This is a genomic window from Nonomuraea sp. LPB2021202275-12-8, from assembly GCF_037044575.1.
Classification (GTDB): Bacteria; Actinomycetota; Actinomycetes; order Streptosporangiales; family Streptosporangiaceae; genus Nonomuraea.
The window spans coordinates 58,010-80,938 of sequence record NZ_JBAHWD010000014.1 but is presented as its reverse complement, the minus strand read 5'-3'; the positions used below and the strand labels follow the sequence as shown (position 1 = coordinate 80,938).

At 70.2% G+C, this 22,929-nt stretch carries 22 protein-coding genes; 14 read left to right on the top strand and 8 right to left on the bottom strand.

Going from position 1 to position 22,929, the window contains the following annotated elements; all coding sequences use genetic code 11:
• Positions 1-41: 41 nt before the first annotated feature.
• Genes V5E28_RS25105 through V5E28_RS25095 form a run of 3 tightly spaced genes read right to left on the bottom strand, consistent with a single transcriptional unit; the run spans position 42 to position 2,764 of the window.
• The gene (locus V5E28_RS25105; RefSeq protein WP_336209642.1) at positions 42-941 is read right to left on the bottom strand and encodes an NAD-dependent epimerase/dehydratase family protein; all 900 of its coding nucleotides are present in this window, start codon (positions 939-941) and stop codon (positions 42-44) included.
• Positions 942-952: 11 nt separating this feature from the next.
• A complete protein-coding gene (locus V5E28_RS25100) occupies positions 953-1,882 on the bottom strand; it encodes a hypothetical protein (RefSeq protein WP_336209641.1) in 930 nt (309 codons plus the stop codon).
• A gap of 36 nt (positions 1,883-1,918) precedes the next feature.
• A complete protein-coding gene (locus V5E28_RS25095) occupies positions 1,919-2,764 on the bottom strand; it encodes an AfsR/SARP family transcriptional regulator (RefSeq protein WP_336209640.1) in 846 nt (281 codons plus the stop codon).
• A 407-nt stretch (positions 2,765-3,171) separates the two neighbouring features.
• On the opposite strand from V5E28_RS25095, the gene V5E28_RS25090 reads away from it, so the two are divergent.
• The 9 genes from V5E28_RS25090 to V5E28_RS25050 are packed head-to-tail and all read left to right on the top strand — an operon-like array spanning position 3,172 to position 13,456.
• Entirely contained in the window at positions 3,172-5,115 is a 1,944-nt protein-coding gene (locus V5E28_RS25090; protein ID WP_336209639.1) for an Agd3-related carbohydrate deacetylase, read from the top strand.
• On the top strand, positions 5,112-6,530 hold the full coding sequence (gene pelF / locus V5E28_RS25085; RefSeq protein ID WP_336209638.1) for a GT4 family glycosyltransferase PelF: 1,419 nt from the start codon (positions 5,112-5,114) through the stop codon (positions 6,528-6,530). The genes V5E28_RS25090 and pelF overlap by 4 nt, the downstream gene beginning before the upstream one ends.
• On the top strand, positions 6,527-7,945 hold the full coding sequence (locus tag V5E28_RS25080) for a hypothetical protein (protein ID WP_336209636.1): 1,419 nt from the start codon (positions 6,527-6,529) through the stop codon (positions 7,943-7,945). The genes pelF and V5E28_RS25080 overlap by 4 nt, the downstream gene beginning before the upstream one ends.
• A 25-nt stretch (positions 7,946-7,970) precedes the next feature.
• Positions 7,971-8,696 carry a sugar phosphate nucleotidyltransferase gene (locus tag V5E28_RS25075; protein ID WP_336209635.1) on the top strand — a complete coding sequence of 242 codons (726 nt, stop codon included), beginning with the start codon at positions 7,971-7,973 and terminating at the stop codon, positions 8,694-8,696.
• Entirely contained in the window at positions 8,693-9,571 is an 879-nt protein-coding gene (locus V5E28_RS25070) for an NAD-dependent epimerase/dehydratase family protein (RefSeq protein WP_336209634.1), read from the top strand. Before V5E28_RS25075 ends, V5E28_RS25070 begins: the two co-directional genes overlap by 4 nt.
• A complete protein-coding gene (locus V5E28_RS25065) occupies positions 9,568-10,485 on the top strand; it encodes an endo alpha-1,4 polygalactosaminidase (RefSeq protein WP_336209633.1) in 918 nt (305 codons plus the stop codon). The genes V5E28_RS25070 and V5E28_RS25065 overlap by 4 nt, the downstream gene beginning before the upstream one ends.
• Positions 10,486-10,509: 24 nt before the next feature.
• A complete protein-coding gene (locus V5E28_RS25060; protein ID WP_336209632.1) occupies positions 10,510-11,811 on the top strand; it encodes a nucleotide sugar dehydrogenase in 1,302 nt (433 codons plus the stop codon).
• Positions 11,808-12,767 carry an NAD-dependent epimerase/dehydratase family protein gene (locus tag V5E28_RS25055; RefSeq protein ID WP_336209630.1) on the top strand — a complete coding sequence of 320 codons (960 nt, stop codon included), beginning with the start codon at positions 11,808-11,810 and terminating at the stop codon, positions 12,765-12,767. The genes V5E28_RS25060 and V5E28_RS25055 overlap by 4 nt, the downstream gene beginning before the upstream one ends.
• Complete coding sequence (locus tag V5E28_RS25050) at positions 12,764-13,456, top strand: hypothetical protein (RefSeq protein ID WP_336209628.1); 693 nt, start codon at positions 12,764-12,766, stop codon at positions 13,454-13,456. The genes V5E28_RS25055 and V5E28_RS25050 overlap by 4 nt, the downstream gene beginning before the upstream one ends.
• A gap of 39 nt (positions 13,457-13,495) precedes the next feature.
• On the opposite strand, the gene V5E28_RS25045 is transcribed toward V5E28_RS25050, so the two are convergent.
• From V5E28_RS25045 to V5E28_RS25035, 4 genes are all read right to left on the bottom strand, one after another.
• Positions 13,496-14,542 carry a 2-oxoacid:ferredoxin oxidoreductase subunit beta gene (locus V5E28_RS25045; RefSeq protein ID WP_336209626.1) on the bottom strand — a complete coding sequence of 349 codons (1,047 nt, stop codon included), beginning with the start codon at positions 14,540-14,542 and terminating at the stop codon, positions 13,496-13,498.
• The gene (locus tag V5E28_RS25040) at positions 14,535-16,379 is read right to left on the bottom strand and encodes a 2-oxoacid:acceptor oxidoreductase subunit alpha (RefSeq protein ID WP_336209625.1); all 1,845 of its coding nucleotides are present in this window, start codon (positions 16,377-16,379) and stop codon (positions 14,535-14,537) included. Before V5E28_RS25040 ends, V5E28_RS25045 begins: the two co-directional genes overlap by 8 nt.
• Positions 16,380-16,503: 124 nt before the next feature.
• Complete coding sequence (locus V5E28_RS49610; RefSeq protein WP_442945864.1) at positions 16,504-16,593, bottom strand: putative leader peptide; 90 nt, start codon at positions 16,591-16,593, stop codon at positions 16,504-16,506.
• A 33-nt stretch (positions 16,594-16,626) separates the two neighbouring features.
• Entirely contained in the window at positions 16,627-18,093 is a 1,467-nt protein-coding gene (locus tag V5E28_RS25035) for a polysaccharide deacetylase family protein (protein ID WP_336209623.1), read from the bottom strand.
• Positions 18,094-18,180: 87 nt separating this feature from the next.
• Between V5E28_RS25035 and V5E28_RS25030 the strand changes: the two genes are divergently transcribed.
• From V5E28_RS25030 to V5E28_RS25010, 5 genes are read left to right on the top strand one after another with little or no spacing between them, the layout of a single operon-like run.
• Complete coding sequence (locus tag V5E28_RS25030; protein ID WP_336209621.1) at positions 18,181-18,552, top strand: NADH-quinone oxidoreductase subunit A; 372 nt, start codon at positions 18,181-18,183, stop codon at positions 18,550-18,552.
• Positions 18,553-18,608: 56 nt separating this feature from the next.
• Positions 18,609-19,139, top strand: a complete 531-nt coding sequence (locus tag V5E28_RS25025) for an NADH-quinone oxidoreductase subunit B (protein ID WP_336209620.1) — start codon at positions 18,609-18,611, stop codon at positions 19,137-19,139.
• Positions 19,136-19,678 (top strand): NADH-quinone oxidoreductase subunit C, encoded by a 543-nt coding sequence (locus V5E28_RS25020; protein ID WP_336209618.1) that lies wholly within the window; start codon positions 19,136-19,138, stop codon positions 19,676-19,678. Before V5E28_RS25025 ends, V5E28_RS25020 begins: the two co-directional genes overlap by 4 nt.
• On the top strand, positions 19,671-20,612 hold the full coding sequence (gene nuoH / locus V5E28_RS25015; protein ID WP_336209616.1) for an NADH-quinone oxidoreductase subunit NuoH: 942 nt from the start codon (positions 19,671-19,673) through the stop codon (positions 20,610-20,612). The genes V5E28_RS25020 and nuoH overlap by 8 nt, the downstream gene beginning before the upstream one ends.
• Before the next feature lie 56 nt (positions 20,613-20,668).
• Positions 20,669-21,631 carry a hypothetical protein gene (locus V5E28_RS25010; protein WP_336209614.1) on the top strand — a complete coding sequence of 321 codons (963 nt, stop codon included), beginning with the start codon at positions 20,669-20,671 and terminating at the stop codon, positions 21,629-21,631.
• Here the strand turns inward: V5E28_RS25010 and V5E28_RS25005 are convergent.
• Positions 21,623-22,636 (bottom strand): ABC transporter permease, encoded by a 1,014-nt coding sequence (locus V5E28_RS25005; RefSeq protein ID WP_336209612.1) that lies wholly within the window; start codon positions 22,634-22,636, stop codon positions 21,623-21,625. The two genes, V5E28_RS25010 and V5E28_RS25005, sit on opposite strands and share 9 nt — an antisense overlap.
• Positions 22,637-22,929 lie beyond the last annotated feature (293 nt).

Below are 22,929 nucleotides of genomic sequence, written 5' to 3'. Positions count from 1 at the left end.
AGAAAGCCGCCAGGAGACATATCGCCGCCCGAGATGGACCGTTACAGGTGTTTGGCGTACCAGGCGACGGTGTGGCGGAGGCCGTCTTCCAGCCCGGTCACGGGACGCCACCCCAGGACCAGCTCGGCCGGGCCCAGGTCGGAGCGCTGCGTGCGGTCGAGCGGCCGGGCCGTCACGGCGCCGAACCTCGGTCTCGCCACGCCGCCCACCACCCTGGCGAGCAGCTCCACCGTGTCGCGGATGGAGACCGGCTCGGCCGTGCCGACGTCGAGCACGTGGCCGGCCGCCGCTCCGCTCGCGCCGGCCAGGACGAACGCGTCCACCACGTCCTCCACGTACACCCAGGTGACCATCCTGGTGCCGGAGGTCAGCTCGGGCTCCTGCCCGCGCAGCAGCGACAGCGTCACGTACGGCACCAGCTTGGCGGTGTCGGCCTGGCCGGGGCCGTACACCATCGCTACGCGCAGGACCGAGACCGGCACCTGCCACAGCGCGTGGAACATCCGGGCGTAACCGGTGGCGGCGGCCTTCGCGGCGGCGTACGGCGAGCTCGGCGCGAGGCCGTCACGCGGCTCCTCGACCGACCCGGCGAGCACCACGCTGCGCACCGGCGTGCCGGTCAGCGCGGTCATCAGGTTCACGGCCGCGGCGAGGTTGCCCGCGAGCGTCGGCGCCACCACGTGCGGCTCGCGCACGCCGGTGACCTCGCCGGCCAGGTGGAAGACCACCTCGGGGGAGGTCCGCGCCACCAGGTCCGCGGTCGCGGCGGCGTCGCTCAGGTCCGCCGCGTGCCAGTGCTCGCCGTGCTCGGCGGTCGCGGGCGGGCGGCGGCTGATCGCGTGCACCCGCGCGCCGAGGGAGGCGAGCCGCCTGACCAGGTGCGCGCCGACGAACCCGGTGGCGCCCGTGACCAGGACCCGCGTGTCGTGCCAGGCGGACATGTGCCCTCCAGCTAGTCGTGACGTTCGGGAGCGGGGATGGGCTCCCCGGTGTCGTGCCACACGTTGCCCGAGCCGGCGGCGAGCTCCGATCGGGTGCTCAGCAGGATGGGGCAGTCGTGCGCGGAGGCGCGGCCGAACCGGTTGCCGGTGACGCGCTGCCCGGTCAGCGGGCGGCCGAGCGGCGTGTGGTCGATGTTGACGACGCAGGCGCCGCCGTCGAGGTAGTTGCCCTCGACGCGCAGCTCGTCCGCCGACGACTGGACGGCGGCGTTCGGGTCGCGGGTCGTGGACAGGTCGATGGTGTTGTGCACCAGGCTCACGCCGCGCTGGTCGGCGAAGGCCTGGACACCGTCGTTGTGGGTGGGGCCGCCGCCCTGGTCGGGGTCGGCGGCGAACCAGCTCAGGTGGTGGATGTAGGAGTCCTGCACCAGGGTGCCGGTGTGGGCCTTCACGCCGTCGACGGTGCCGGTGAACTCCGAGCGGTAGATCTTCGTGGAGGCGGCCCAGATTCCGTCGACGGACGGTGACGGGTGCGCCGGGCGGAACTCGGAGTCCTCGATCACGGTGTCGCGGGCGTGCTCGGTGTCGAGCAGCGGGCGCACCCTGTCGGCGACGCCGCCGCTGAAGAGGCAGTTCCTGAAGGTGATGCCGCGCCCGGTCACCTCGACGAAGCCGCGGAACTCCTTGCCCTCGACGACCTCGCCGTCCCTGGCGAAGGTCTGGTCCCCGGTCACCACCGCGAGCTCCGTGCCCGGGGACACGCCCGTGGAGGCGGCGTCGGGAAATCCGGCGGGCACCACGGCGGGCGCCGTGCTGGTGGGGGGCGCTGTCGCGGGGGGCCGCTGCGCCGTGCGCGCGGGCTCGCCGAGCTCCTGTGCGATCGTCACGGCGAGCACCAGGGCGGCGACCGCGGCCACGACATACCACCACGTCTTCGCCACCCTGGCATAGTCGCCAAAAACCAGCCGATGCGCCAGCTATCGCGAGCCTCTGGAGCAGTGCGGGCAGCTCGCCCCGGGGTGCCCGTGCCGGTGGCCGCGGCGGGCGTGGACCGTCCGGTGGGCGACGGGCGGGCGCGTGACGGCGAGCGAGGAGTCGCTGGTCAGGATCGCCACCTCCAGCCGGCGCAGCTCCGGCGAGGGCTCCAGCCCGAGGTCGCTGGTGAGGATGTGCCGGCCGTCGCGGTAGACCTCCAGGGCCTCCGCCTGGCGGCCGCCCCGGTACAGGGCGATCATGAGCTGGCCGCGGAACCTCTCGCGCAGCGGGTGCTCGCGCACCAGCACGGTGAGCTCTCCGATCAGGTCCGCGTGCCGCCGCAGTTGCAGGTCGGCGTCGATGCGGTCGGCCAGAGCGGCCAGCCGCTCCTCCTCCAGGCGGGTGGCCTGGCGGTGCAGGAACGGGATGTCGTCCAGGCCGGACAGCGCCGGTCCCCGCCACAGGCCGAGGGCCTCGCGCAGCAGGTCGCCGCCCCTGGCGAGGTGCCCGGCCGCGAGCGCCTGACGCCCCTGCTGGACGAGCCGGCCGAACCTCCAGGCGTCCACCGTGTCGAGCGGCGCTCGCAGCAGGTAGCCGGTCGACTGGTGGGTGATCTCCGCGCCCGCTCCCAGCATCCGCCTGAGGCGGTGCAGCTGGAGCCGCAGGCGCTTGGTGCCGGCGTCGCCGGCCTCGCCGCCCCACAGGGCGTCGATGAGCACGTCGCTGCGCGCGACAGTGCCGTGGTGGCACAGCAGCATGGCGAGCAGGCTGCGCTGCTTGATGGAGCGAACTGATAAGTGATGTTCCCCGTCCACCACTTCCAGTGCTCCCAGAACACCGAACTGCATGGGCTCCCCTTCCCGTGCCGTTCACGGACCTCCCTATACCGGGGAGGATATTGATTCTTCAAGCTATGTAAACGCCGTCTGGGAAATCTCGGTGAAACGCAAGTGAAACCCGATCTGCGCACACTCAAGGCTGGCCGGTGGGGTGTGCGTCGGTCTTACGTGTTATTAGGGGTTTGGGGCTCAGATGGGTGATACAGGTGCGTTTATTTCGGTTGTTCACTGAACGCCATTCGGTAGGATCACGCAGAACGATCGCGCTGGCCGGTGCGATCACGTTGACTTTCGGCCTTTTCGCCGCCAGTCCTCAGGCCGCCGTATCGGGGCCCAAGGATCCGAAAGGACATCCCGCTCCCTCACGGGCGCCGATCCAGCGTCCGAAAGCGGACAAGCTGGGCCCGCTGCCCAAGGTGAAGGCGAAGGGAGTCCTGCCGGTCAACCGCTCGGCCCGCGCCGCCACGTCGGCCTCCGCGCTGGCCGCCGCCGCCAGCGACAGGGTCGGGCTCCGGGCGCTCGTCGTCGCGGTCGACCCCGCCGACTGGGGAGTCGCGACCTGGAAGTCCGTGCTCGACCGCGTGGGCGCGCCGTACGACGTCGTCTACAGCAGGACCCAGCCGCTCGCCGCCGCCGACCTGCTCCAGGCCGACGGTACGGGCAGGTACAACGCGATCCTGCTGACCAACAACTCGCTGCTCTACTTCGACGGCTCCGGCTACGTCAGCGGTTTCGACGCCGCAGAATGGAACGTTCTATGGGCCTATGAGCGTGACTACAGCGTCCGCCAGGCCTCGCTCTACACGGCCTACGGGACCTGGCCCGAGGACTACTGCCTGCGTGCCGGCAGCGAGGGCGGCGTGGGCGGCACCCCGATCAGCACGGACCTGACCACTGCGGGCGCGAGCGTCTTCGACTACCTCAAGACCGGGGTCGACATCCCCATCTCGCTGTCCTACGTCTACCGGAGCACGATCGCCGGGGGCTGCCCGGCGGACCCGATCATCACCGACGGCGGCGACGTCCTCGGGGTGCGCAGCACGTCCACCGACGGCCGCGAGCGCATGGCGCTGACCTTCACCTCCAACCAGTACCTGCCCCAGGCCGACCTGCTGACCTACGGCGTGTTCCGGTGGGCGAGCAAGGGGCTGCACCTGGGCGAGCGGCGCCACTACCTCAACGCCGACGTCGACGACTGGTTCAGCCACACCGACCACCTGTACGCCAACGGCACGCTCGAGCAGGACCCGGGCTACCGGATGTCCAGGGCCGACGCGGTGAGCACCTACGGCCAGCAGAACAGCTTCCGCGCGGCCAACCCGCTGGCCGCGAACTTCAAGCTGAACGTCGCCTACAACGGCGAGGGCTCGGACCCGTCCGCGCCGTCGATGTGCCTGCTGACCCTGCCGGGAACGGACGGGCTCACCAGCTACTCGCGCTGCCGCGCCTCCTCCTTCACCTGGATCAACCACACGTTCACGCATCCGAAGATGAACGTCCTCGACTACGCCACCAGCCGCGCCGAGATCCAGGACAACCTCACCAGGGCCGCCGCGCTGGGCCTGCAGGTGGACCCGACGGTGCTCAAGACCGGCGAGTACTCGGGGCTGGGCGTCTATCACCCCGATCCGAACAACGACATCGACCCGCCCACCGACCACGGCCTGGCCGCCTCGAACCCGGACCTGCTGCAGGCCGCCGACGACCTGGGCGTGAAGTATCTGCACGGCAACATGTCGTTCGCCAGCCACCGGCCGTCGTGCTTCAACTGCGGCATCTACCACCCGCTCCGGCCCTCGCTCATGGTCGTGCCCGACTGGCCGACGAACATCGCCTACCACACGACCACGCCGGACGAGGAGACGCTCTTCTACAACTCCTACTACGGCCCCTCGGGATCGTTCCCCTACTGGCCGGTCAACCAGACCTACGCCCAGGTCCTGGGTCACGAGAGCGACGTGGCCATGCAGCACGTCATGTCGGGGTCGGTCTACAGCCACACCTTCCACCAGGGCAACCTGCGCAACTACGGAGGGAACCAGAGTCTGGTCTTCGACTGGCTGGACGCCGTGCTGGCCAAGTACAACGGCTACTACAACGTGCCGCTGATCACGCCTAACTGGGGCGCGCTCGCCCAGTACGTCGAGCGCCGCACCCAGCACTTCGCCGGGCTCGCGGGCGTGAACGCCGTCTACGACCGGGCGGCCGGCACGATCACCTTCACCGCGGCGGCGAACGCCTCGGTCTTCGCCACCAACGCGGCACTGCCGGGGGCGACGCCGTACGGCACCGACACCAGCGCGCACGTCGCGCTGACCGCGGGCGTCCCCGTCACCGTGCCGGCGAGCGTGCGGCCGTGAAGGTGACGTTCGTTTCCGAAGGCACCTACCCGTTCGCGATGGGCGGCGTGAGCGTCTGGATGGACCAGCTCATCAGGGGCATGCCCGACAACAGGTGGGATGTCGTGACGATGACCGTGGACGGCGGGGAGCGTCCCGTCTGGGACCTGCCCGCCAACCTCGAACAGGTCATCAACCTCCCGCTGTGGAAGAAGAGCTACCGGCGCAGCACCCGGCCGCCGGGTGCCGCGTTCGGCGAGGCGTACGGGCGTTTCCTCCAGATCGTCCTCACCCCCGCCGTCATGGGGGCGGGCAGCGACGAGTTCCTGTCGGTGCTCGAATCGCTGTACGGCTTCGCCCGCGACGGCGGCGACCTGGCCGGCGCGCTCACCGCGAACGAGTCGCTCACCCAGCTCATGGACACCTGGTACTGGAACAGGACCGACGGGCTCAACCTGGCCGACGCGATCACGGCGGGCGACCTGATGGGCCACATGCTGCGCCCCCTGGCCGAGCCGCCGCTGCGCACCGACCTGACCCACGTCGCGATGAACGGGCTGAGCATGCTGGTCGCGATGGCCGCCAAGTGGCGTTACGGCACGCCGATCGTGCTGTCGGAGCACGGCGTGTACCTGCGGGAGAGGTATCTGCAGTACGTCAACGAGCCGGTCTCGCACGCGGTCCGGGTGCTGCTGCTCAGCTTCTTCAGGCGGCTGGCCGGCGCCGCCTACGTGGCCGCCGACCGGATCGCCCCGCACTCGTCGTACAACCGGCGCTGGCAGCTCCACAACGGCGCCGACCCCGACCGGATCCGCGTCATGTACAACGGCGTGGACCCCGACGACTTCCCCCTGGCCGAGTCGGATCCCGAGGAGCCGACGCTGGTCTTCATGGGCAGGGTGGACCCGCTGAAGGACCTGCACACCCTGATCCGCGCGTTCGCGATCGTCCGCGACAAGATCCCCGAGGCCCGGCTGCGCATCTTCGGCGGCGTGCCCACAGGCAACGAGACCTACTACCAGAGCTGTCTCGCCCTCATCGCCGAGCTGGAGCTGGAGGGCGACGCGGTGTTCGAGGGCCGCGTCTCGACGCCGGTCGCCGCCTATCACGCGGGCAGCGTCGTCGCTCTCACCAGCATCTCCGAGGGGTTCCCCTACACCGTGGTCGAGGCCATGGCCTGCGGCAGACCGGTGGTGTGCACCAACGTGGGCGGCGTCGCGGAGGCGGTCGGCGACGCCGGCTTCATCGTGCCGCCGCGTGACCACGTGGCCACCGCCGACGCCGCGGTGCGCCTGCTGAAAGACGCCGGCCTGCGCCGGCGGCTCGGCGCGATCGCCCGTGGCCGCGTTATGGAACGTTTCACGCTCCAGCAGTCCCTGGACGACTACCGAGGCGTCTACGAGGAGCTCATCCCCGCGGGCGGAGCCGCCCCATGACGACCCTCGCCCCGAACGAGGGCACCGCGTCCGACGCCGACATCGACGATCTCATCGAGCCCATGGCCGCCAGGCTGTCGCGGGCCGTGGAGCCCCTGCAGGTGGCCGCCATCCTGGAGAGCGAAGGGCTGAACGACAAGATCGCCCGGGAGAGGTACGGCCATGCCGACATCTTCTCGCTCGCCGAGGCCGCCTACGCGCGGATGGTGGCCAAGGGCGCGCCCCGGCCACCGGCGGGCGCCGTGCTGCGGCGCGCCCGCCCGGCCGCGCAGATGCTGCACGGGCTGCTCTACGGCCTGCCCGCGGCACTGCTGCCCGCTGCCTCGGGCCTGGTGGGCACGGAGTGGCTGATGCCGGGGCTGGTCCTCACCACGGGGATCGGCTGGGTGCTCGGCAGCGCCGCCGCGCAGATCGCCTACACGCTCATGGGGCGCGGCTGCCCACGTTCGGCGGGACGGGTGCTACGCACCGGCCTCGTGCTCGGGGTCGGCGCCGCCGTCCTGACGGCGACCGTGATCGCCACGGTCAGGAACGGTCCGGTCGCGCTCGTCGCGCTCTGCGTGATGCAGATGGCGTTCCAGATCGCCTCCGGAATCCTGCTGTTCTACCGGCGCGAGGGCTGGCTCGCCGTGATGATGCTGCCCGCGGTGGTGGCCGGCGTCGCCTACATCGCCATCGGCGACAGCTGGGTCGGCCTGCTGACCGTCTGCATGGGTGTCGTCTGCATCGCCGCCATCGTGGGCGCCGCCATCCTGTTGACGATGGCCGAGGGCCGCGACGAGCCCGCCGCCGAACCCGCGCTGCGCACGCTCATCCGCGTCGACATCCGGGGCCTGCTGCCCTCCTTCCTCTACAGCACGCTGAGCGCGGTCTTCCTGCTCCAGGCGGAGGCCCGTTACGTGCTCGACCGGACCGACCTGGCCATCGCCGGGGCGGGGCTGGTGCTCGGCATGGGGATCCTGGAGTACCGGGCGCACGTGTTCGAGGATCAGACCAGAGCGGCGCTGCGTGAGCTCTGCTATCCGGCGGATTTCACCTCGCACACCCGGAGGCTGGTCGCCAAGGGGCTGCTGATCTGCCTGGGCGCGCTGGCCGCCCTGTCCGCGGTGCCCCTCGCCTTCCTGTGGGCCACGCACGCGCTGTCGGCGGCGAGCGCCGCCATGGCCGCCGCGCACGTGACCGTCGGCGGCGCCTACTTCCTCACCTTCCTGCTGGCCAACCAGGGCAAGGTCGCGCACCTGTGCGTGGCGCAGGGCCTGGCCCTCGCCGTGCATCCGGGAGCGCGCCTCCTGCTGCCCGGCACCCAGTCCGCGCTGGCCGACGTCATGCTCTTCCTCGGCGCCGGCCTGCTCTTCCTCGTCATCCTGCTGTCCCTGATGCTCGCCAGCCTCAAGGACGTTCGCAGATACCGCTGATCACGCACCATGGGAGGGATCCACTATGCACGTCGTCATACTCGCAGGTGGCAAGGGGGTTCGCCTGCGCCCGTACACCTCCGCGCTGCCCAAGCCGCTGGTCCCCATCGGGGAGGAGTACGCGATCCTGGACATCATCCTGCAGCAGCTCACCCACCAGGGGTTCACCCGCGCCACGCTGGCCGTGGGGCACCTGAGCCCGCTGATCAGGGCATTCGTGGGCGACGGGTCGCGGTGGGGCATGTCGGTCGACTACACCGAAGAGGTCACCCCGCTGTCCACGATCGGGCCGCTGTTCCCCATCAGGGACCGCCTGCCGGACGACTTCCTGGTGATGAACGGTGACGTCCTCACCACCCTCAACTACGCCGACCTGCTGGCCCGCCACGTCACCTCGGACGTGCCGCTCACCGTGGCGACCTCACCTCGCGTGGTGAAGATCGACTTCGGGGTGCTGGAGGCGCAGAACGGGCACATCATCGGCTTCAGGGAGAAGCCCCTGCTCAGCTATCTGGTGAGCATGGGGGTCTACGCGCTGTCGCGCGAGACGATCGCGAGCTACCCGGAAGGCATGTCCTTCGGCTTCGACGAGCTGGTTCTCGACCTGCTCGCGCGGGACAAACCGCCTGGCATCTACGAGTTCGACGGCTACTGGCTCGACATCGGCCGCCCCGACGACTACGACGAGGCCAACGCCCGATTCGACGAGATCAGGCCGCAGCTGCTCCCGTCGCGGGAACCGGTGCGATGACGACCGTCGTGCTCTTCGGCTCCACGGGATTCCTCGGGCGCCAGGTCAAGGCCCTGCTGTCGGAGGACCCCCGGGTCTCCAGACTGCTCTGCCCCGGCCGGGCGGTGCTGGACCTGCTCGCGGCCACGCCCGACGAGGCCGCCGGCCTGCTGGGCGCCGCCCGTCCGTCCGCCGTGCTCAACTGTGTGGGCCGGCTGTCGGGCGGCTACGACGAGCTGTTGCGCGGCAACGCGACGGCCACCGCGGTCCTCATCGAGGCGATCGCCCAGTCGGCGCCGCGGGCCAGGTTCGTCCGCCTGGGCTCGGCCGCCGAGTACGGTCCGGTCGAGTACGGCCACTCCGTGCACGAGCGGGATCCGGCACGGCCCGCCGGCGCCTACGGCATCAGCCATCTGGCGGGCAGCCTGCTGGTCGAGCAGGCGGCCGCGGACGGCAGGGTCGACGGGGCGTCCCTGCGGATCTTCAATCCGGTCGGCCCCGGCATCAGCGCCGAGAGCGTGCTGGGCAGGGCGGGCGACATGCTGAGGCGGGCGGTGGCTGAGCGCACCCCGCGCATCGAGCTGGGGCCGCTAGGCGCCTACCGCGACTTCGTGGACGTGCGGGACGTGGCGGGCGCGATCGTGCGGGCCGCCTTCGTGCCCGAGCTGGCCGAGCGGGTCATCAACGTGGGCAGCGGCCGGGCCGTCACGGTGCGCGAGGCGGTGGCGATGCAGGCCGCGCAGGCGGGTTTCACGGGCGAGGTGCGGGAGAGCGCGCCCGCGTCGGTCCGCTCCGCCGCCGTCGGCTGGAGCAGGGCGGACATCCGCAGGGCCTGGCAGGTACTGGGCTGGCAGCCGGAGTACGGGCTCGGCGAGTCGATCAAGGCGATGGCATGAAGGGCTGTTCCTTCCCGCCGGTGGGCGCCGCGCTGGCGGTCCTCACCGCGCTGGCGGGCTGCGTGACCGGCGCCGAGGGAAGGTCGGCGCCCGCGTTGCGGGAGGTCACCTCCTTCACCTACGTCCTGCAGCGCTACCCGGAGGGCCGCCTGGACGCCGTCGCGCGCGCGCCGCACCAGCTCGCGATCGTCGACCTCTCGCGGGACGGCACCGCCGAGGGCGCCTTCACCGCCGAGGAGGTCGCGCGGGTGCGCGGCAGCGGCAAGCTCGTGCTGGCCTACTTCGAGATCGGCTCGATCGAGGAGTTCAGGACCGAGTTCGAGCCGCTGAGAGACCGGCACGCCGACCTGATGCTCAACATCTGGGCGGACTGGCCCGACGAGCACTTCGTGAAGTACTGGGAGCCGGGCTGGTGGAGCCAGGTCATCAGGCCGAAGGTCGACCAGGCGCTGCGGGCCGGCTTCGACGGGGTCTATCTCGACACGCCGCTGGCCTACGAGGAGATCGACCTGGCACGGGTGCCAGGGGAGACCCGGGCCACGCTGGGCCGGAAAATGGTCGACCTGATCATCAAAATCAGCGCGTACGCGAAAAAGATTCGTCCGGGCTTCTCCGTCGTTCCGCAGAATTCCCCCGAACTTAGGCATTTTTCCGGATATGTCGGGGCGATTGATGGCATCGGGATGGAAGAGCTGTTCTTCAGAGCCACCGATCGGCCATGCCGGGAAAGCTGGTGCCAGGAGAATCTGGCCGATGCCCTGGCTCTGCGAAAGCAGGGTAAGGCCGTGCTCGCCACCGACTACGCGAGATCACCGGAGAACATCAAGACGGCCTGCGCTCACTATCGCAGGAGCGGTATCGCGGGGAACGTCACCATGGTCGACCTTGATCGCATAAGTCCCCCTTGTCAGTGAACGAAACAATGAAAGGAGCGCTGGATGCCGAAAACAGTCGGCGTTGTCGGTATGGGCTACGTGGGTCTGACGCTGACCGCGGCACTGGCTCGCAAGGACTACATCGTGCACGGGGTCGACGTCAGCCCGCGCGTGGTCGAAGCGCTGTCCAGCGGGCGGATCCATGTGTTCGAGCCCGGCGTCGCCGAGGCCTTCGACGACCTCCTCGGCGAGAGGATCTTCATCTCCGACCGGCTCCCCGCCGAACCGCTGGACGCCGCGATCCTGTCGGTGTCCACGCCCGTCGACCTGTCCACGGGGGTGCCCGACCTGCGGAACCTCGCCGCCGCGGCCGAGGAGGTGGCGCGGCGCTGCCACCCTGACACGCTGGTCGTCGTCCGCAGCACGGTGCCCATCGGCGCCAGCCGCGAGATCGTGCTGCCGGCGCTCGCAGCTCGCTGGGAGCGACCCCGGCTCGTCATGGCGCCCGAACGCACCATCCAGGGACAGGCGCTGCGCGAGCTCGTCGAGCTGCCCCAGGTGATCGGGGCGCTCGACGACGACAGCCTGCGCGCCGGTGTCGAGCTGTTCCAGGGCCTGGCCACGCAGATCGTGCCCGTCTCCGGCCTGGAGACGGCCGAGATGGTCAAGCTCTCCAACAACTGCCACACCGACGTGATCTACGCCTTCGGCAACGAGCTGGCGCTCATCGCCGAGCAGCACGGGCTCGACCCGCTGGAGGTCATCAGGGCGACCAACCTCGACTACCCGAGGCCGGACCTGGCCAAGCCCGGTTACGTGGGCGGTGGCTGCCTGTCGAAGGACCCGTACATCATGCTGGCGAGCACCGGGCGCGAGCCGTATCTCGTGGGCAGGGCCAGGGCGCTGAACGAGCAGCTGCCCGCGCACGTGGCGGGGCGGGTCGTGGAGCTGATCAGGCAGGAGTTCGGCCGCACGGAAGGGCTCAGGCTCTCGGTGCTCGGCTGGGCGTACAAGGGCTGGCCCGCGACCGACGACATGCGCGGCACGCCCATCGCCGACATGCTGCCGGTCTTCGCGGCGGCGGGCCTGGTGGTGCGGGGACACGACCCCCTCGTCACCGACGAGGTCATCCGCGAGTACGGCGGCGAGCCCGTCAGCCTGGACAAGGCCTTCGCCGCCGCCGACGCGATGATCATCATCAACGACCATCCGGACTACCGGGAGATCGAGGTGGAGACCAGGCTCGCCGCCTCCGAGCTGCGCGTGCTGTTCGACTCCTGGCGCATCCTCGACGAGGCCGCGGTGACCGCGAGCGGGGCTCGCTACGCCGGCATCGGCTACACCGCGCAGGGGAGCCGGTCATGAGGGCGCTCCTGCTGGGCGGGGCCGGGTTCATCGGGCTGCACCTGGCCCGGCGGCTGCGCGCCGACGGCCACGAGGTCACCATCTGCGATGACTTCTCCCGCGGGCGCCGGGATCTCGCGCTGGCCGAGCTCGCGGGCCAGGTGGACGTGCGGTCGGCGGATCTGACCGACCCCGCCTCGTATCGGGCGCTGGAGCCCGGCTGGGACCAGGTCTACATGCTCGCCGCCGTCGTCGGCGTGCGCAACGTCGAGTCCGAGCCGGCCAGGGTCATCAGGGTCAACACGCTGGCCCTGATGCACCTGCTGGACTGGATCGGGCCCGGTGACAGGCTGTTCTTCGCCTCCACCAGCGAGGCGTACGCGGGCGGGGTGAGCGCGGGCGTGGTGCCCGTGCCGACCCCCGAGGACGTGCCGCTGATGATCGAGGACGTCGCCTCGCCGCGCTTCACCTACGCCATCAGCAAGATGCTCGGCGAGGCGGCGGTGCTGCACACCGCGCGGGCCAAGGGGTTCGCGGCCGTCGTCGGCCGCTTCCACAACATCTACGGCCCGCGCATGGGCGCCGACCACGTCATCCCCGAGCTGTCGCTGCGGGCCGCGCGCGGCGAGAACCCCTTCACCCTCTACGGCTCCGACCAGAGCAGGGCCTTCTGCCATGTCGACGACGCCACCGAGGCGATGGTCCGCCTCATGGCCACTCCGGAGGCCGCGGGCAGGATCGTGCACATCGGCAACGACGCGGAGGAGACCAACATCGGCGACCTGGCCAAGCTCGTCCTCCGGATCGCGGGCGTCAACCCCGAGATCCGCGAGCTGCCCTCGCCCGCCGGGTCGGTGGCGCGCCGCTGCCCCGACCTCACCCTGCTGCGCGAGCTCACCGGCTACCAGCCGCGCGTCCCGCTGGAGGAGGGCGTCCGGCGCACCTTCGAGTGGTACCGGGAGTCGTGGACGGCATGACGCAGCCCATCGCGTTCTACTACGGGGCGGGCGAGCTGGACAGGCTCTCCCACTTCGACAAGGTCGTCCTGCAGGCCGACTTCTACTCCCGGCAGGAGCTCGACCTGCTGCGCGAGCGCGGCGTGCAGACCCTGGGCTACCTGTCGCTGACCGAGGACGTGGGGCCGCAAGCACCCTGGCACCGCCCCGAGCGCAACCCCGACTGGGGCGGCGCCTTCGTCTACGTGGGGGACCCGCGCTGGGTGGCCCACGTCGTGGACCAGGCCACCCAGGCCATGGCCACCGGCTTTCGCGGCCTGTTCCTCGACACGCTCAACATCGAGCACAACTATCCCGAGGACCTGCCCCACCTGCTGATCCTCATCGCGGCCATCCAAGAGGAGGCCAGGCCCGAATACCTGCTGGCCAACCGGGGGTTCGGCCTGCTGCCGGAGATCGCCGACCTGGTGGACGGCATCCTGTTCGAGTCGTTCTCGGCCCGCTGGGTGGACGACGAGAGTTACGCGCCCTGGCCTGACGACGTCCTGGAGGTGCACGCGTCCGTCGCCGAGCGGCTGCTCGGCCTCGACATCGACCTCTACGCCCTGGACTACGCCGACAGCGACGAGCTGTGCGACTTCGCGCAACGCCGGGCGAGGGAGTTCGGGATGCTCTGCTTCGTCAGCGACCGGGTGCTGTCGAAGATCTGAGGCGCCGCCGCCCCGCCAGGGGGCGGCGGCGCGCACCGCTCAGCCGATGCGCCAGGTGTCGCCACCCATGAGCAGCTCGCCCAGGTCGCCGGCGCCCTTCTGGGCCACGGCCTCCTCGAGCTGCTCGGCCATCAGCACGTCGTAGGCGGGGCGGTCCACCTGGCGGAAGATGCCGATCGGCACGTGCTCGAAGGCCGGCTCGTCCAGCCGCGACAGTGCGAAGGCCACCGACGGGTCGGGGTTGTGGGCGTCGTGCACGAGGATCCGGTCCTCGCTCGCTTCGGCCCTCGGGACGACGTCGAGGCTGCCGTTGCCGGCCCTGACGACCGCCTTGGACGCCGACACGATCGGCTGCCCGTGCTCCAGCCTGAGCGTGATGTCGTCGCGGATCTCCGGGTCCTTCAGCTGCTCGAAGGCGTTGTCGTTGAAGATGTTGCAGTTCTGGTAGATCTCCACCAGCGAGGTGCCGCGGTGCGCGGTGGCCTCGCGCAGCACCGACTGCAGGTGCTTGCGGTCGGAGTCGATGGTCCTGGCCACGAAGGAGGCCTCGGCGCCGAGTGCCAGCGAGATCGGGTTGAACGGCTTGTCCAGCGACCCCATCGGAGTCGACTTGGTGATCTTGCCGACTTCGGAGGTGGGGGAGTACTGGCCCTTGGTCAGACCGTAGATCCTGTTGTTGAACAGCAGGATGTTGAGGTTGACGTTGCGGCGCAGCGCGTGGATCAGGTGGTTGCCGCCGATCGACAGCGCGTCGCCGTCACCCGTGATCACCCACACGCTCAGGTCCGGCCGGGAGGCGGCCAGGCCCGTCGCGATCGCCGGCGCGCGGCCGTGGATCGAGTGGAAGCCGTAGGTGTCGAGGTAGTAGGGGAAGCGGGAGGAGCAGCCGATGCCGGAGACGAACACGATGTTCTCGCGCCGCAGCCCCAGCTCCGGCAGGAAGCTCTGCACCGCCGCCAGGATCGCGTAGTCGCCGCAGCCCGGGCACCAGCGCACCTCCTGGTCGGACTTGAAGTCCTTGAGGGTCTGCTTGGCATCGGTCTTGGGGATGAGCGTGAGGCCCTTCCCGTTGATGAGCTCAGTCACTGTCGATCACGTCCTGGATGACCTCGGCCAGCTCCTCGGCCTTGAACGGGAGCCCGCGCACGCGGTTGTAGCTGATGACGTCGACGAGGTAGCGGGCTCGCAACAGGAGCGCGAGCTGGCCGAGGTTGATCTCGGGCAGCAGCACCTTGTCGTAGCGCTTGAGCACCTCGCCGGTGTTGGCGGGCAGCGGGTTGAGGTGGCGCAGGTGGGCCTGGGCGATCTTGCCGCCGCTCTTCCTGATGCGCCGCACGGCCGCGGCGATCGGGCCGTAGGTGGAGCCCCAGCCGAGGACGAGCACCCTGGCGTCGCCGTCGGCGTCGTCGACCTCCAGGTCCGGCACGTCGATCCCGGCGATCTTGGCCGCGCGCACCCGGACCATCCGGTCGTGGTTGTCCGGGTCGTAGGAGATGTTGCCGGTGCCGTCGGCCTTCTCGATGCCGCCGATGCGGTGCTCGAGGCCGGCCGTGCCTGGGATGGCCCAGGGGCGGGCGAGCGTCTCGGTGTCGCGCTTGAACGGCAGGAACTCGCCGTCCTCGCCGTTGGGAGCCGTCGTGAACTCCTGCGAGATGTCCGGCAGATCGGCCACTTCCGGCAGCCGCCACGGCTCCGAGCCGTTGGCCAGGTAGCCGTCCGACAGCAGCATGACGGGCGTGCGGTATTTGACGGCGATCCTGGCCGCCTCGATGGCCGCGTAGAAACAGTCACTCGGCGACATCGGAGCCACGACCGGGACCGGAGACTCGCCGTTACGCCCGAACAGGGCCATCAGCAGGTCGGTCTGCTCGGTCTTGGTAGGCATGCCGGTGCTCGGCCCGGCACGCTGCACGTCCACGATGAGCAGCGGCAGCTCGGTGGTGACCGCCAGGCCGACGGTCTCCGCCTTCAGCGCCACGCCGGGGCCCGACGTGGTGGTGACGCCGAGCGCCCCGCCGAACGCCGCGCCCAGCGCCGCGCCGACGCCCGCGATCTCGTCCTCCGCCTGGAAGGTGCGGATGCCGAACCGCTTGTGCTTGGACAGCTCGTGCAGGATGTCGCTGGCCGGGGTGATCGGGTAGGAGCCCAGGAACAGCGGCAGCTTGGACTGCACCGAGGCGGCGATCAGTCCGTAGGCCAGCGCCTGGTTGCCGGAGATGTTGCGGTAGACGCCGGGGGCGAGCTTGGCGGGCTTGACCTCGTAGGAGACGGAGAAGGACTCGGTGGTCTCGCCGTAGTTCCAGCCGGCCTGGAAGGCCGCGATGTTGGCCTTGGCGATCTCGGGCTTCTTGGCGAACTTCTGCTCGAGGAACTTGATCGTGTGCTCGGTCGGCCGGTGGTAGAGCCACGACAGCAGGCCGAGGGCGAACATGTTCTTGGAGCGCTCGGCGTCCTTCTTGGACAGGTCGAAGCCCTCCAGGGCCTTGACCGTGAGCGAGGTCAGCGGCACGGCGTGCACCCGCCACTCGGCCAGCGAGTCGTCCTCCAGCGGGTTGGCGGCGTAGCCGACCTTCTGCAGGTTGCGCTTGGTGAACTCGTCGATGTTGGCGATGATGTCGGCGCCGCGCGGCAGGTCGCCGAGGTTGGCCTTGAGCGCCGCCGGGTTCATGGCCACGAGCACGTTGGGCGCGTCGCCGGGAGTGAGGATGTCGTGGTCGGCGAAGTGGAGCTGGAAGCTCGAAACGCCGGGCAGGGTCCCTGCGGGAGCGCGGATCTCGGCGGGGAAGTTGGGCAGCGTCGACAGGTCGTTGCCGAACTCGGCGGTGCCGGCCGTGAACCGGTCACCGGTGAGCTGCATGCCGTCGCCGGAGTCTCCGGCGAATCTGATGATCACGCGATCGAGTTGCTGAACCTGCTTGGTCACAGCTCGGTCCTCCTCGACGCGCCGGGGCGCGGTGCTTCTGGCGCGTTCTCTGTTTCCATGCTAGATCCTCAGAAGGTCACGCGTTTGCAAGCCATACAAAGCGGGTAAACGCGGTCGGGAGAAGTCAGGGTGAGCTGGGAGAACGACGACACAGCCCTGAGGCGAGCCTGCAGAGGTCCACATGCAGGCGTGCGAAGAGGACGGTTCGGGTCACGAGCGCCAACTATACGTCCCTCCGCCGCATGTCCTACGTCAGGGGCTGCTTGCGCACGGGTTCGTCCCCCGACCTGTAAAGCCGTCCGGCCCGCATCTGGCCGCTGTACAACTCTGGAACGGTGACGAAGGCGTATCCCTTCCCGCGCAGCCGTTTGAGGATGTCCGGAACTGCGTCAACGGTCGCCCGGTTGACGTCGTGCATCAGCACGATCGCCCCCGGATGCGCCTGCTCCACCGCCCGGTCGGCGATCGCGCGGGCGCTGGAGCCGCGCTGGTCGTAGGTGTCGACGTCCCAGCTCACGAGCGACAGGCCGTGCTCGTGGGCGACGTTCCTGACGTCCAGGTTCACCTCCCCGTACGGCGGGCGCACGAGCGTGGGCCGCTGGCCGATGGCGGCTGTCACCGCCTCCTCGGTACGGTCCAGCGAGTCGGCGATCTTGCTGGTCGCCAGCTTCGACAGGTCGCGGTGCGCCCAGCTGTGGTTGCCGACCAGGTGACCTTCAGCGCTCATCCGGCGCAGCAGCTCGGGCCGGGCCACGGCGTTGCCGCCCACCGGGAAGAACGTCGCCCGGGCGTCCGCTTCGCGCAGGATGTCGAGCAGTTCGGCCGTGTACGGCCCCGGCCCGTCGTCGAAGGTCAGCGCGACGCACTTGGTCCGGCCGCAGTTCACGCTGCCCGCGTCGGTGCTGGCCGCGACGGGGCCGACGGGCGGCGCGGTCGTCGGCCGCTTCACCGAGACCCGCTGTGCGGCGAGGCGCGCGGCCTGCTGCGCACGCCGTCCCATCTCCGACAGCAGCGGCTCCACCTGGCGCGCGGGCACGGCCACGGCCAGGCGCCCGAGCGAGCACGGCCCGATCTGGCAGTCGTCGAACTCCACGACCAGATCTCCGGCCCCGTTGAAGGCCATCGAGTCGAACCGGTCGCGGTCGGGCGTCACCTGCTCCCTGTCGACCTCCTGCCCGCGCTCCTTGAGCCGCTCCCTGACCAGGGCGGCGACCTCGCGCAGGGCGGACTGGCCGGACAGCAGCCCGGCGGAGTCGGTGGCCCGGCCGCTGCGTTGGTCGTACCAGAATGTCCGGTTGGTGTTGCCCCAGTCGGCGCCGCGGAACTCGCCGGTGCGCAGTCGCACGCCGGCCACGTCGCCCGCGGCGGTGAGCTGCCAGTCCACGTTCAGCTCAGGACGGGCGAGGTAGCCCGCGGCGCGGGTGGCCTCGCGGAAGGCGCGGAGCTGCCGCTGCGCCTCCGCGCGGAGCCTGTCGTTGAGCTCCGCGGCGTTCGGCAACTCGGGGTAGCCGATGTAGACGTGTCTGCCGGCGGCCTCGCCCTCGCTCAGCGTCCTGGGAGCCAGCCCGGTCACGGTCGCGGGGTCGACGAACTCGATCCTCGTGGGATCGCCGGGGACCAGGTTGTCGTGCTCCGGGGAGGCGGCCGCCAGCCCGCATCCGGTGGCGGAGCAGACAAGCAGCGCGATTCCTCCGAAGATTCGGAGTTTAGGCATGGATGTCAGCTTATGGGGCAGATCTTGGCGTTTGCCCAATCTTGGGGGTATAGGGCGTTAGGCTTTGACCGAGCTACCATGCCGTACATGGACGGTTACTTCGGGTCCTACCTGCTGGTCGCGGCGCTGCTCGCCATCGGCGTCGCCATCGTGGCCGGGGCCATGCTGGCCAACCGCCTGCTCCGGCCGACCCGGCCCACCGCCGAGAAACTCACCAGCTACGAGTGCGGCGTCGACCCCGTGGGCGACGGCTGGGCCCAGTCGCAGGTCCGCTACTACGTCTTCACCTACCTCTACGTCGTCTTCGCCGTCGACGCCGTCTTCCTCTTCCCGTGGGCCACCGTCTTCGACGCGCCCGGCTACGGCGTGACGACGCTGGTGGAGATGTTCGTCTTCCTCGGCTTCATCGCCCTCGGCATCCTCTACGCCTGGCGCAAGCGCGTGCTGAGCTGGACCTAGCGAGACGGGCGGAAGGTCACCTTTGCCTCACCAGTGATCCGAGTAACAATGGCCTCATGGCAGCGACGGATCTCCCGATGCCCACAGTGGGGCCGATCTCCCGGTTGGCCCCCAAGCCCATGCGTTTCGTCCTCAACTGGGGGCGGCGCTATTCGCTGTGGGTGTTCAACTTCGGGCTGGCCTGCTGCGCGATCGAGTTCATCGCGACGTCGATGAGCAGGCACGACTTCATCAGGTTCGGCGTGATCCCGTTCGCCAACGGGCCGCGCCAGGCCGACCTGATGATCGTCTCCGGCACGGTCACCGACAAGATGGCCCCCGCCGTGAAGCGGCTCTACGAGCAGATGCCCGACCCGAAGTACGTCATCTCCTTCGGCGCCTGCTCCAACACCGGTGGCCCCTACTGGGACTCCTACTGCGTGACCAACGGCGTCGACCAGATCGTTCCCGTCGACGTCTACGTGCCCGGCTGCCCGCCCAGGCCGGAAGGACTGCTCTACGGAATCATGAAACTCCAGGAGAAGATCGCCGCCGAGAAGCTGGGCGACCGCTATCTGTGGTCCCGCGCCCACGGGGACGAGACGTGACGGGCTTCCCCGCCGGCCGCTTCGGCGACCGCGCCGAGATCACCGACACCTTCGGCGACACCGTCGTGGACGTCGCCCCCGCCGACTGGATCGAGCTGCTGACGGCCGCCCGCGACGAGCTCGGATTCGCCTTCTTCGACTGGCTGACCGGCGTCGACGAGCCGCCGGACGCCTTCGGGATCGTGGCCCACGTCTACAACCCCGACTCCCGCGAACGCCTGCTGCTGCGCACCCGGGTGCCGCGCGCCGACCCGCGCCTGCCCTCCGCCGTGGCCGTCTACCGGGGCGCCGACTGGCACGAGCGGGAGACGTACGAGATGTTCGGGGTGATCTTCGACGGACACCCCAACCTGGTGCCGCTGCTGCTGCCCGACGGGTTCGAAGGGCATCCGCTGCGCAAGGACTTCATCCTGGCCGCCCGCGTGGCCAAGCCGTGGCCCGGCGCCAAGGAGCCCGGCGAGTCCGGGCACGGCGCGCCGAGCCGCCGCAAGACGCTGCCGCCCGGCGTGCCGGCCGACTGGGGGCCGCCCGATGCTTGACGTGGTGCTGCGATTCGCCGTCATCCTGGTCATCTTCCTGGTGCTGCCGCTGATCGTCGGGCAGACCGAGCACAAGGTCATGGCGCACATGCAGTCGCGCCTCGGGCCGATGTACGCGGGCGGCTTCCACGGGTGGGCGCAGCTCATCGCCGACGGGGTGAAGTTCGCGCAGAAGGAGGACGTCATCCCGGCCGCCGCCGACCGGCGCATCTTCATGATCGCCCCCGGCGTGGCGCTCGTGCCCTACCTGGTCGTGCTGATCGCCATTCCCGTCGACGACGGCTTCGTCGGCGTCGACCTTGAGCTGGGCCTGTTCTTCGTGCTCGCGGTGATGGGCATCGGCGTGCTCGGCGCGATCATGGCCGGATGGGCGTCGGCCAACAAATACTCCGTGCTCGGCGGCATGCGGGCCGCCGCCCAGCTCGTGTCGTACGAGCTCCCGCTGGTGCTGGCCGCCTCCTCGGTCGCGATGGCCGCCGGCACGCTGTCCCTGCCCGGCATCGTCGAGGCGTGGCAGTGGTGGTGGCTGCCCTGGCAGGCGATCGGCGGCGTGGTGTTCTTCATGGCCGGGCTGGCCGAGCTGCGCCGCCCGCCCTTCGACATGCCGATCGCCGAATCCGAGATCATCATGGGCCCGATGACCGAGTACACCGGCATGCGGTTCGCCCTGTTCATGCTCGCCGAATACGCCGGGATCGTCGTGCTGTCCTTCCTGACCACCGTGCTGTTCCTCGGCGGCTGGCACGGACCGCTGCTGCCCGGCTGGCTGTGGACACTGGTCAAGGTGTTCCTGCTGGCCTTCGTGGTCATCTGGGTGCGGGTGAGCTTCCCGCGCCTGCGCGAGGACCAGCTCCAGAAGCTCGCCTGGGCCGGCCTGGTGCCGCTGGCCCTCCTCCAGCTCGCGCTCACCGGCGTCGTCAAAGTCGTGATCTGAAACTCCGCCCCCGCCCCGTTCGTCATAGTGGGTAGGGGTTCATGGGGTGTGATCACGTGGACGTGAGGCTGGTTCCGTGCGGAGGCGCCATCGCCGGCGCCCCGTGCCCGAGCACGGTCCTTTCGTGGGACGGCGATGCACTGACCGCCTCCGCGGACGGGGAGTCCGTGCGGGTCAGGCCCGCCTCCCTCTACCACTACTTCTACGACCAGGTGATGGAAGCCCCGGACAGCGGGTCGTCGACGCAACTGGTGACCGGGCTGGCCGCTCTCGACGCCGACGGCCTGGTCATGCTCGACCTGCCCGCCAACTGGCAGCCCTCGCAGGTGCGCGACTTCGCCATGCAGGCGGGACTCCCCCTCGTGGACGGCGAACGCGAGCCGGGGCCGAAGGTCCGCTCGCTGCTCTCCGGACGCGCGCCCGGCTGGCGCCGGCTGCACGGCCTGGGCGCGCCACGCCCGGCCCGCTGGCGCATGCCGCTGATCTACGGCGCGGGGCTGGCCGGGCTGGTGCTCATGGTGTACCTCGTCTCGGCGGGATTGGGCACCGCCTGGCGAGGGCTGGCGACGGTCGGCATGCTGCTGATCGACCTCATCCAAGTCAAGTGGCTGATGGTCGCCTTCAGCCCGATGCTGCTCGCAGTCGGTCCGATCCGGGCCGGCCTGCGCAGGCGCAGAGCCCGCATGGGCGCGATCGCCGGACCGCCCGTCGGCCCGAACCTGTCGATCACCGCCGCCGGCGGGCTCCACATCGACCAGGGCAGGGAGAAGCTGCCCGACATCGCGATCGGCCACGCCGACGGCGGGGTGGCGAGCCTGCTCCTCTACCAGCACGAGGGACTGTCCGGCCTGTTCGTCATGGATGGCCGGAACCAGCCGCTGCACCACATCCCCGGTCCGTGGTCGCCGGACGACCTGCACCGCTTCACCGAGAGAAACCGGCTCGGACTGGCCGTGCATCGAATCACCCGGCAGGAGTACCTGGCTCTTCTCAGAGCGTGCCGCCACGCCTCACCCTGATCCCCGGCGCTCCTGCCTGCGGCGCCAGGCGAGGAACACCGCGCAGGACACCACCGCCCACGCCGCCAGCACGAGGAACGGCAGCGGGTGCTGGTCTCCGCCGAAGTAGACGGCCGTGTGCTGGGCGTTTACCGACGCGCCCGGTGGCAACCAGCGCCCGATCGCCCCGAACGGCGAGGGCAGCAGCGGCCATGACACAGCACCACCGGACGACGGGTTGCCGACCAGCACCATCAGTCCCCAGGTCGGCACCAGGGCCCAGCGCCCGATGAGGGCGTGGAACATGGTGAACACCATTCCTGAGGTGAACATCGTCAACACCAGGATCAGCCAGGACTCCATGAACGGCAGGCGCAGCGCGCCGAGCAACCAGTCGACCACCGCCGCGATGGCGAACCCGCCGAGCAGGGCGTAGGCGACGGTGAAGCCGATCCGCTGCACCGGCCCGAGCCCGGACGCGTGCGTGCTGAGCTGGGCCGCTCCGATGAAGCCCACGACCACCGCGGCGAGTGAGATGTAGAAGAGAGCCAGCCCTCGCGGATCACCGGGCTGCAGCGGTTTCAGATCCCGTACGGTCACCGGCACCCCGATGCGCGCCCCCACCTCCGGCGCCGCCTTCGAGAGCAACTCCGCCACCGTGGCCCCCGCCGCACTGGCCACGTTCAGCCGCGCCCGGTGCCCCTCCACCTGGATGACGCCGAACACCTGCTGCTGGTCCACCGCATGGACCGCCGCCTCGAACGTGGGGAAATTCTGCAGTTGAAGCGCCGCCTTGAGCTCGTTCTCCATCCCCGCCACGAATGCCGCCCGCTTCACCGGCCCGGCGGTGCCCACGACGGCCATCGGGACCTGATGCGGCGTCGGGTTCGCCATCGCGTACGTGTAGGAGCCCGCGAACAGCCCGGCCCCGGCGGAGACGATGAGCACCAGGACGGTCGCCGGCAGGTACGCCGAGGCGCGGAACGCCGACCACCGCTCGCGCACGCCCCGCGGGTCTCGGGGCATCGGTGTAGCCATCCCATTCGCTCCGATCCCTGTCGACCTGTCGCATACCCGCGAGTAATCGGAAAGGGACGCCCCGGGCCGTCAAGGATGCGTCAAGCAACGCAACGTCCGGCCGGTCCGGGTGATCGGGTCGGCCGGCGGCGAAGCCGGTGTCCGCCTTCGGCTGCGACGCCGGCTGTCCGGCCACCGAGCCGGCCGGTGGTCGATCCTGTTCCCGGAGTGGATCGGCAAGGCGGCGGGTCGGCTGGCGGACGGAATCGACCGTGCTGGAGGGCATCGAGCAGGCGCAGGCC

What these genes read in the sequence shown, in the direction of transcription:
- V5E28_RS25105 (WP_336209642.1), bottom strand. Translation starts at nt 941, where the DNA reads ATGTCCGCCTGGCACGACACGCGGGTCCTGGTCACGGGCGCCACCGGG.
- V5E28_RS25095 (WP_336209640.1), bottom strand. Translation starts at nt 2,764, where the DNA reads ATGCAGTTCGGTGTTCTGGGAGCACTGGAAGTGGTGGACGGGGAACAT.
- V5E28_RS25080 (WP_336209636.1), top strand. Translation starts at nt 6,527, where the DNA reads ATGACGACCCTCGCCCCGAACGAGGGCACCGCGTCCGACGCCGACATC.
- V5E28_RS25075 (WP_336209635.1), top strand. Translation starts at nt 7,971, where the DNA reads ATGCACGTCGTCATACTCGCAGGTGGCAAGGGGGTTCGCCTGCGCCCG.
- V5E28_RS25070 (WP_336209634.1), top strand. Translation starts at nt 8,693, where the DNA reads ATGACGACCGTCGTGCTCTTCGGCTCCACGGGATTCCTCGGGCGCCAG.
- V5E28_RS25065 (WP_336209633.1), top strand. Translation starts at nt 9,568, where the DNA reads ATGAAGGGCTGTTCCTTCCCGCCGGTGGGCGCCGCGCTGGCGGTCCTC.
- V5E28_RS25060 (WP_336209632.1), top strand. Translation starts at nt 10,510, where the DNA reads ATGCCGAAAACAGTCGGCGTTGTCGGTATGGGCTACGTGGGTCTGACG.
- V5E28_RS25055 (WP_336209630.1), top strand. Translation starts at nt 11,808, where the DNA reads ATGAGGGCGCTCCTGCTGGGCGGGGCCGGGTTCATCGGGCTGCACCTG.
- V5E28_RS25050 (WP_336209628.1), top strand. Translation starts at nt 12,764, where the DNA reads ATGACGCAGCCCATCGCGTTCTACTACGGGGCGGGCGAGCTGGACAGG.
- V5E28_RS25035 (WP_336209623.1), bottom strand. Translation starts at nt 18,093, where the DNA reads ATGCCTAAACTCCGAATCTTCGGAGGAATCGCGCTGCTTGTCTGCTCC.
- V5E28_RS25030 (WP_336209621.1), top strand. Translation starts at nt 18,181, where the DNA reads ATGGACGGTTACTTCGGGTCCTACCTGCTGGTCGCGGCGCTGCTCGCC.
- V5E28_RS25025 (WP_336209620.1), top strand. Translation starts at nt 18,609, where the DNA reads ATGGCAGCGACGGATCTCCCGATGCCCACAGTGGGGCCGATCTCCCGG.
- nuoH (WP_336209616.1), top strand. Translation starts at nt 19,671, where the DNA reads ATGCTTGACGTGGTGCTGCGATTCGCCGTCATCCTGGTCATCTTCCTG.
- V5E28_RS25005 (WP_336209612.1), bottom strand. Translation starts at nt 22,636, where the DNA reads ATGCCCCGAGACCCGCGGGGCGTGCGCGAGCGGTGGTCGGCGTTCCGC.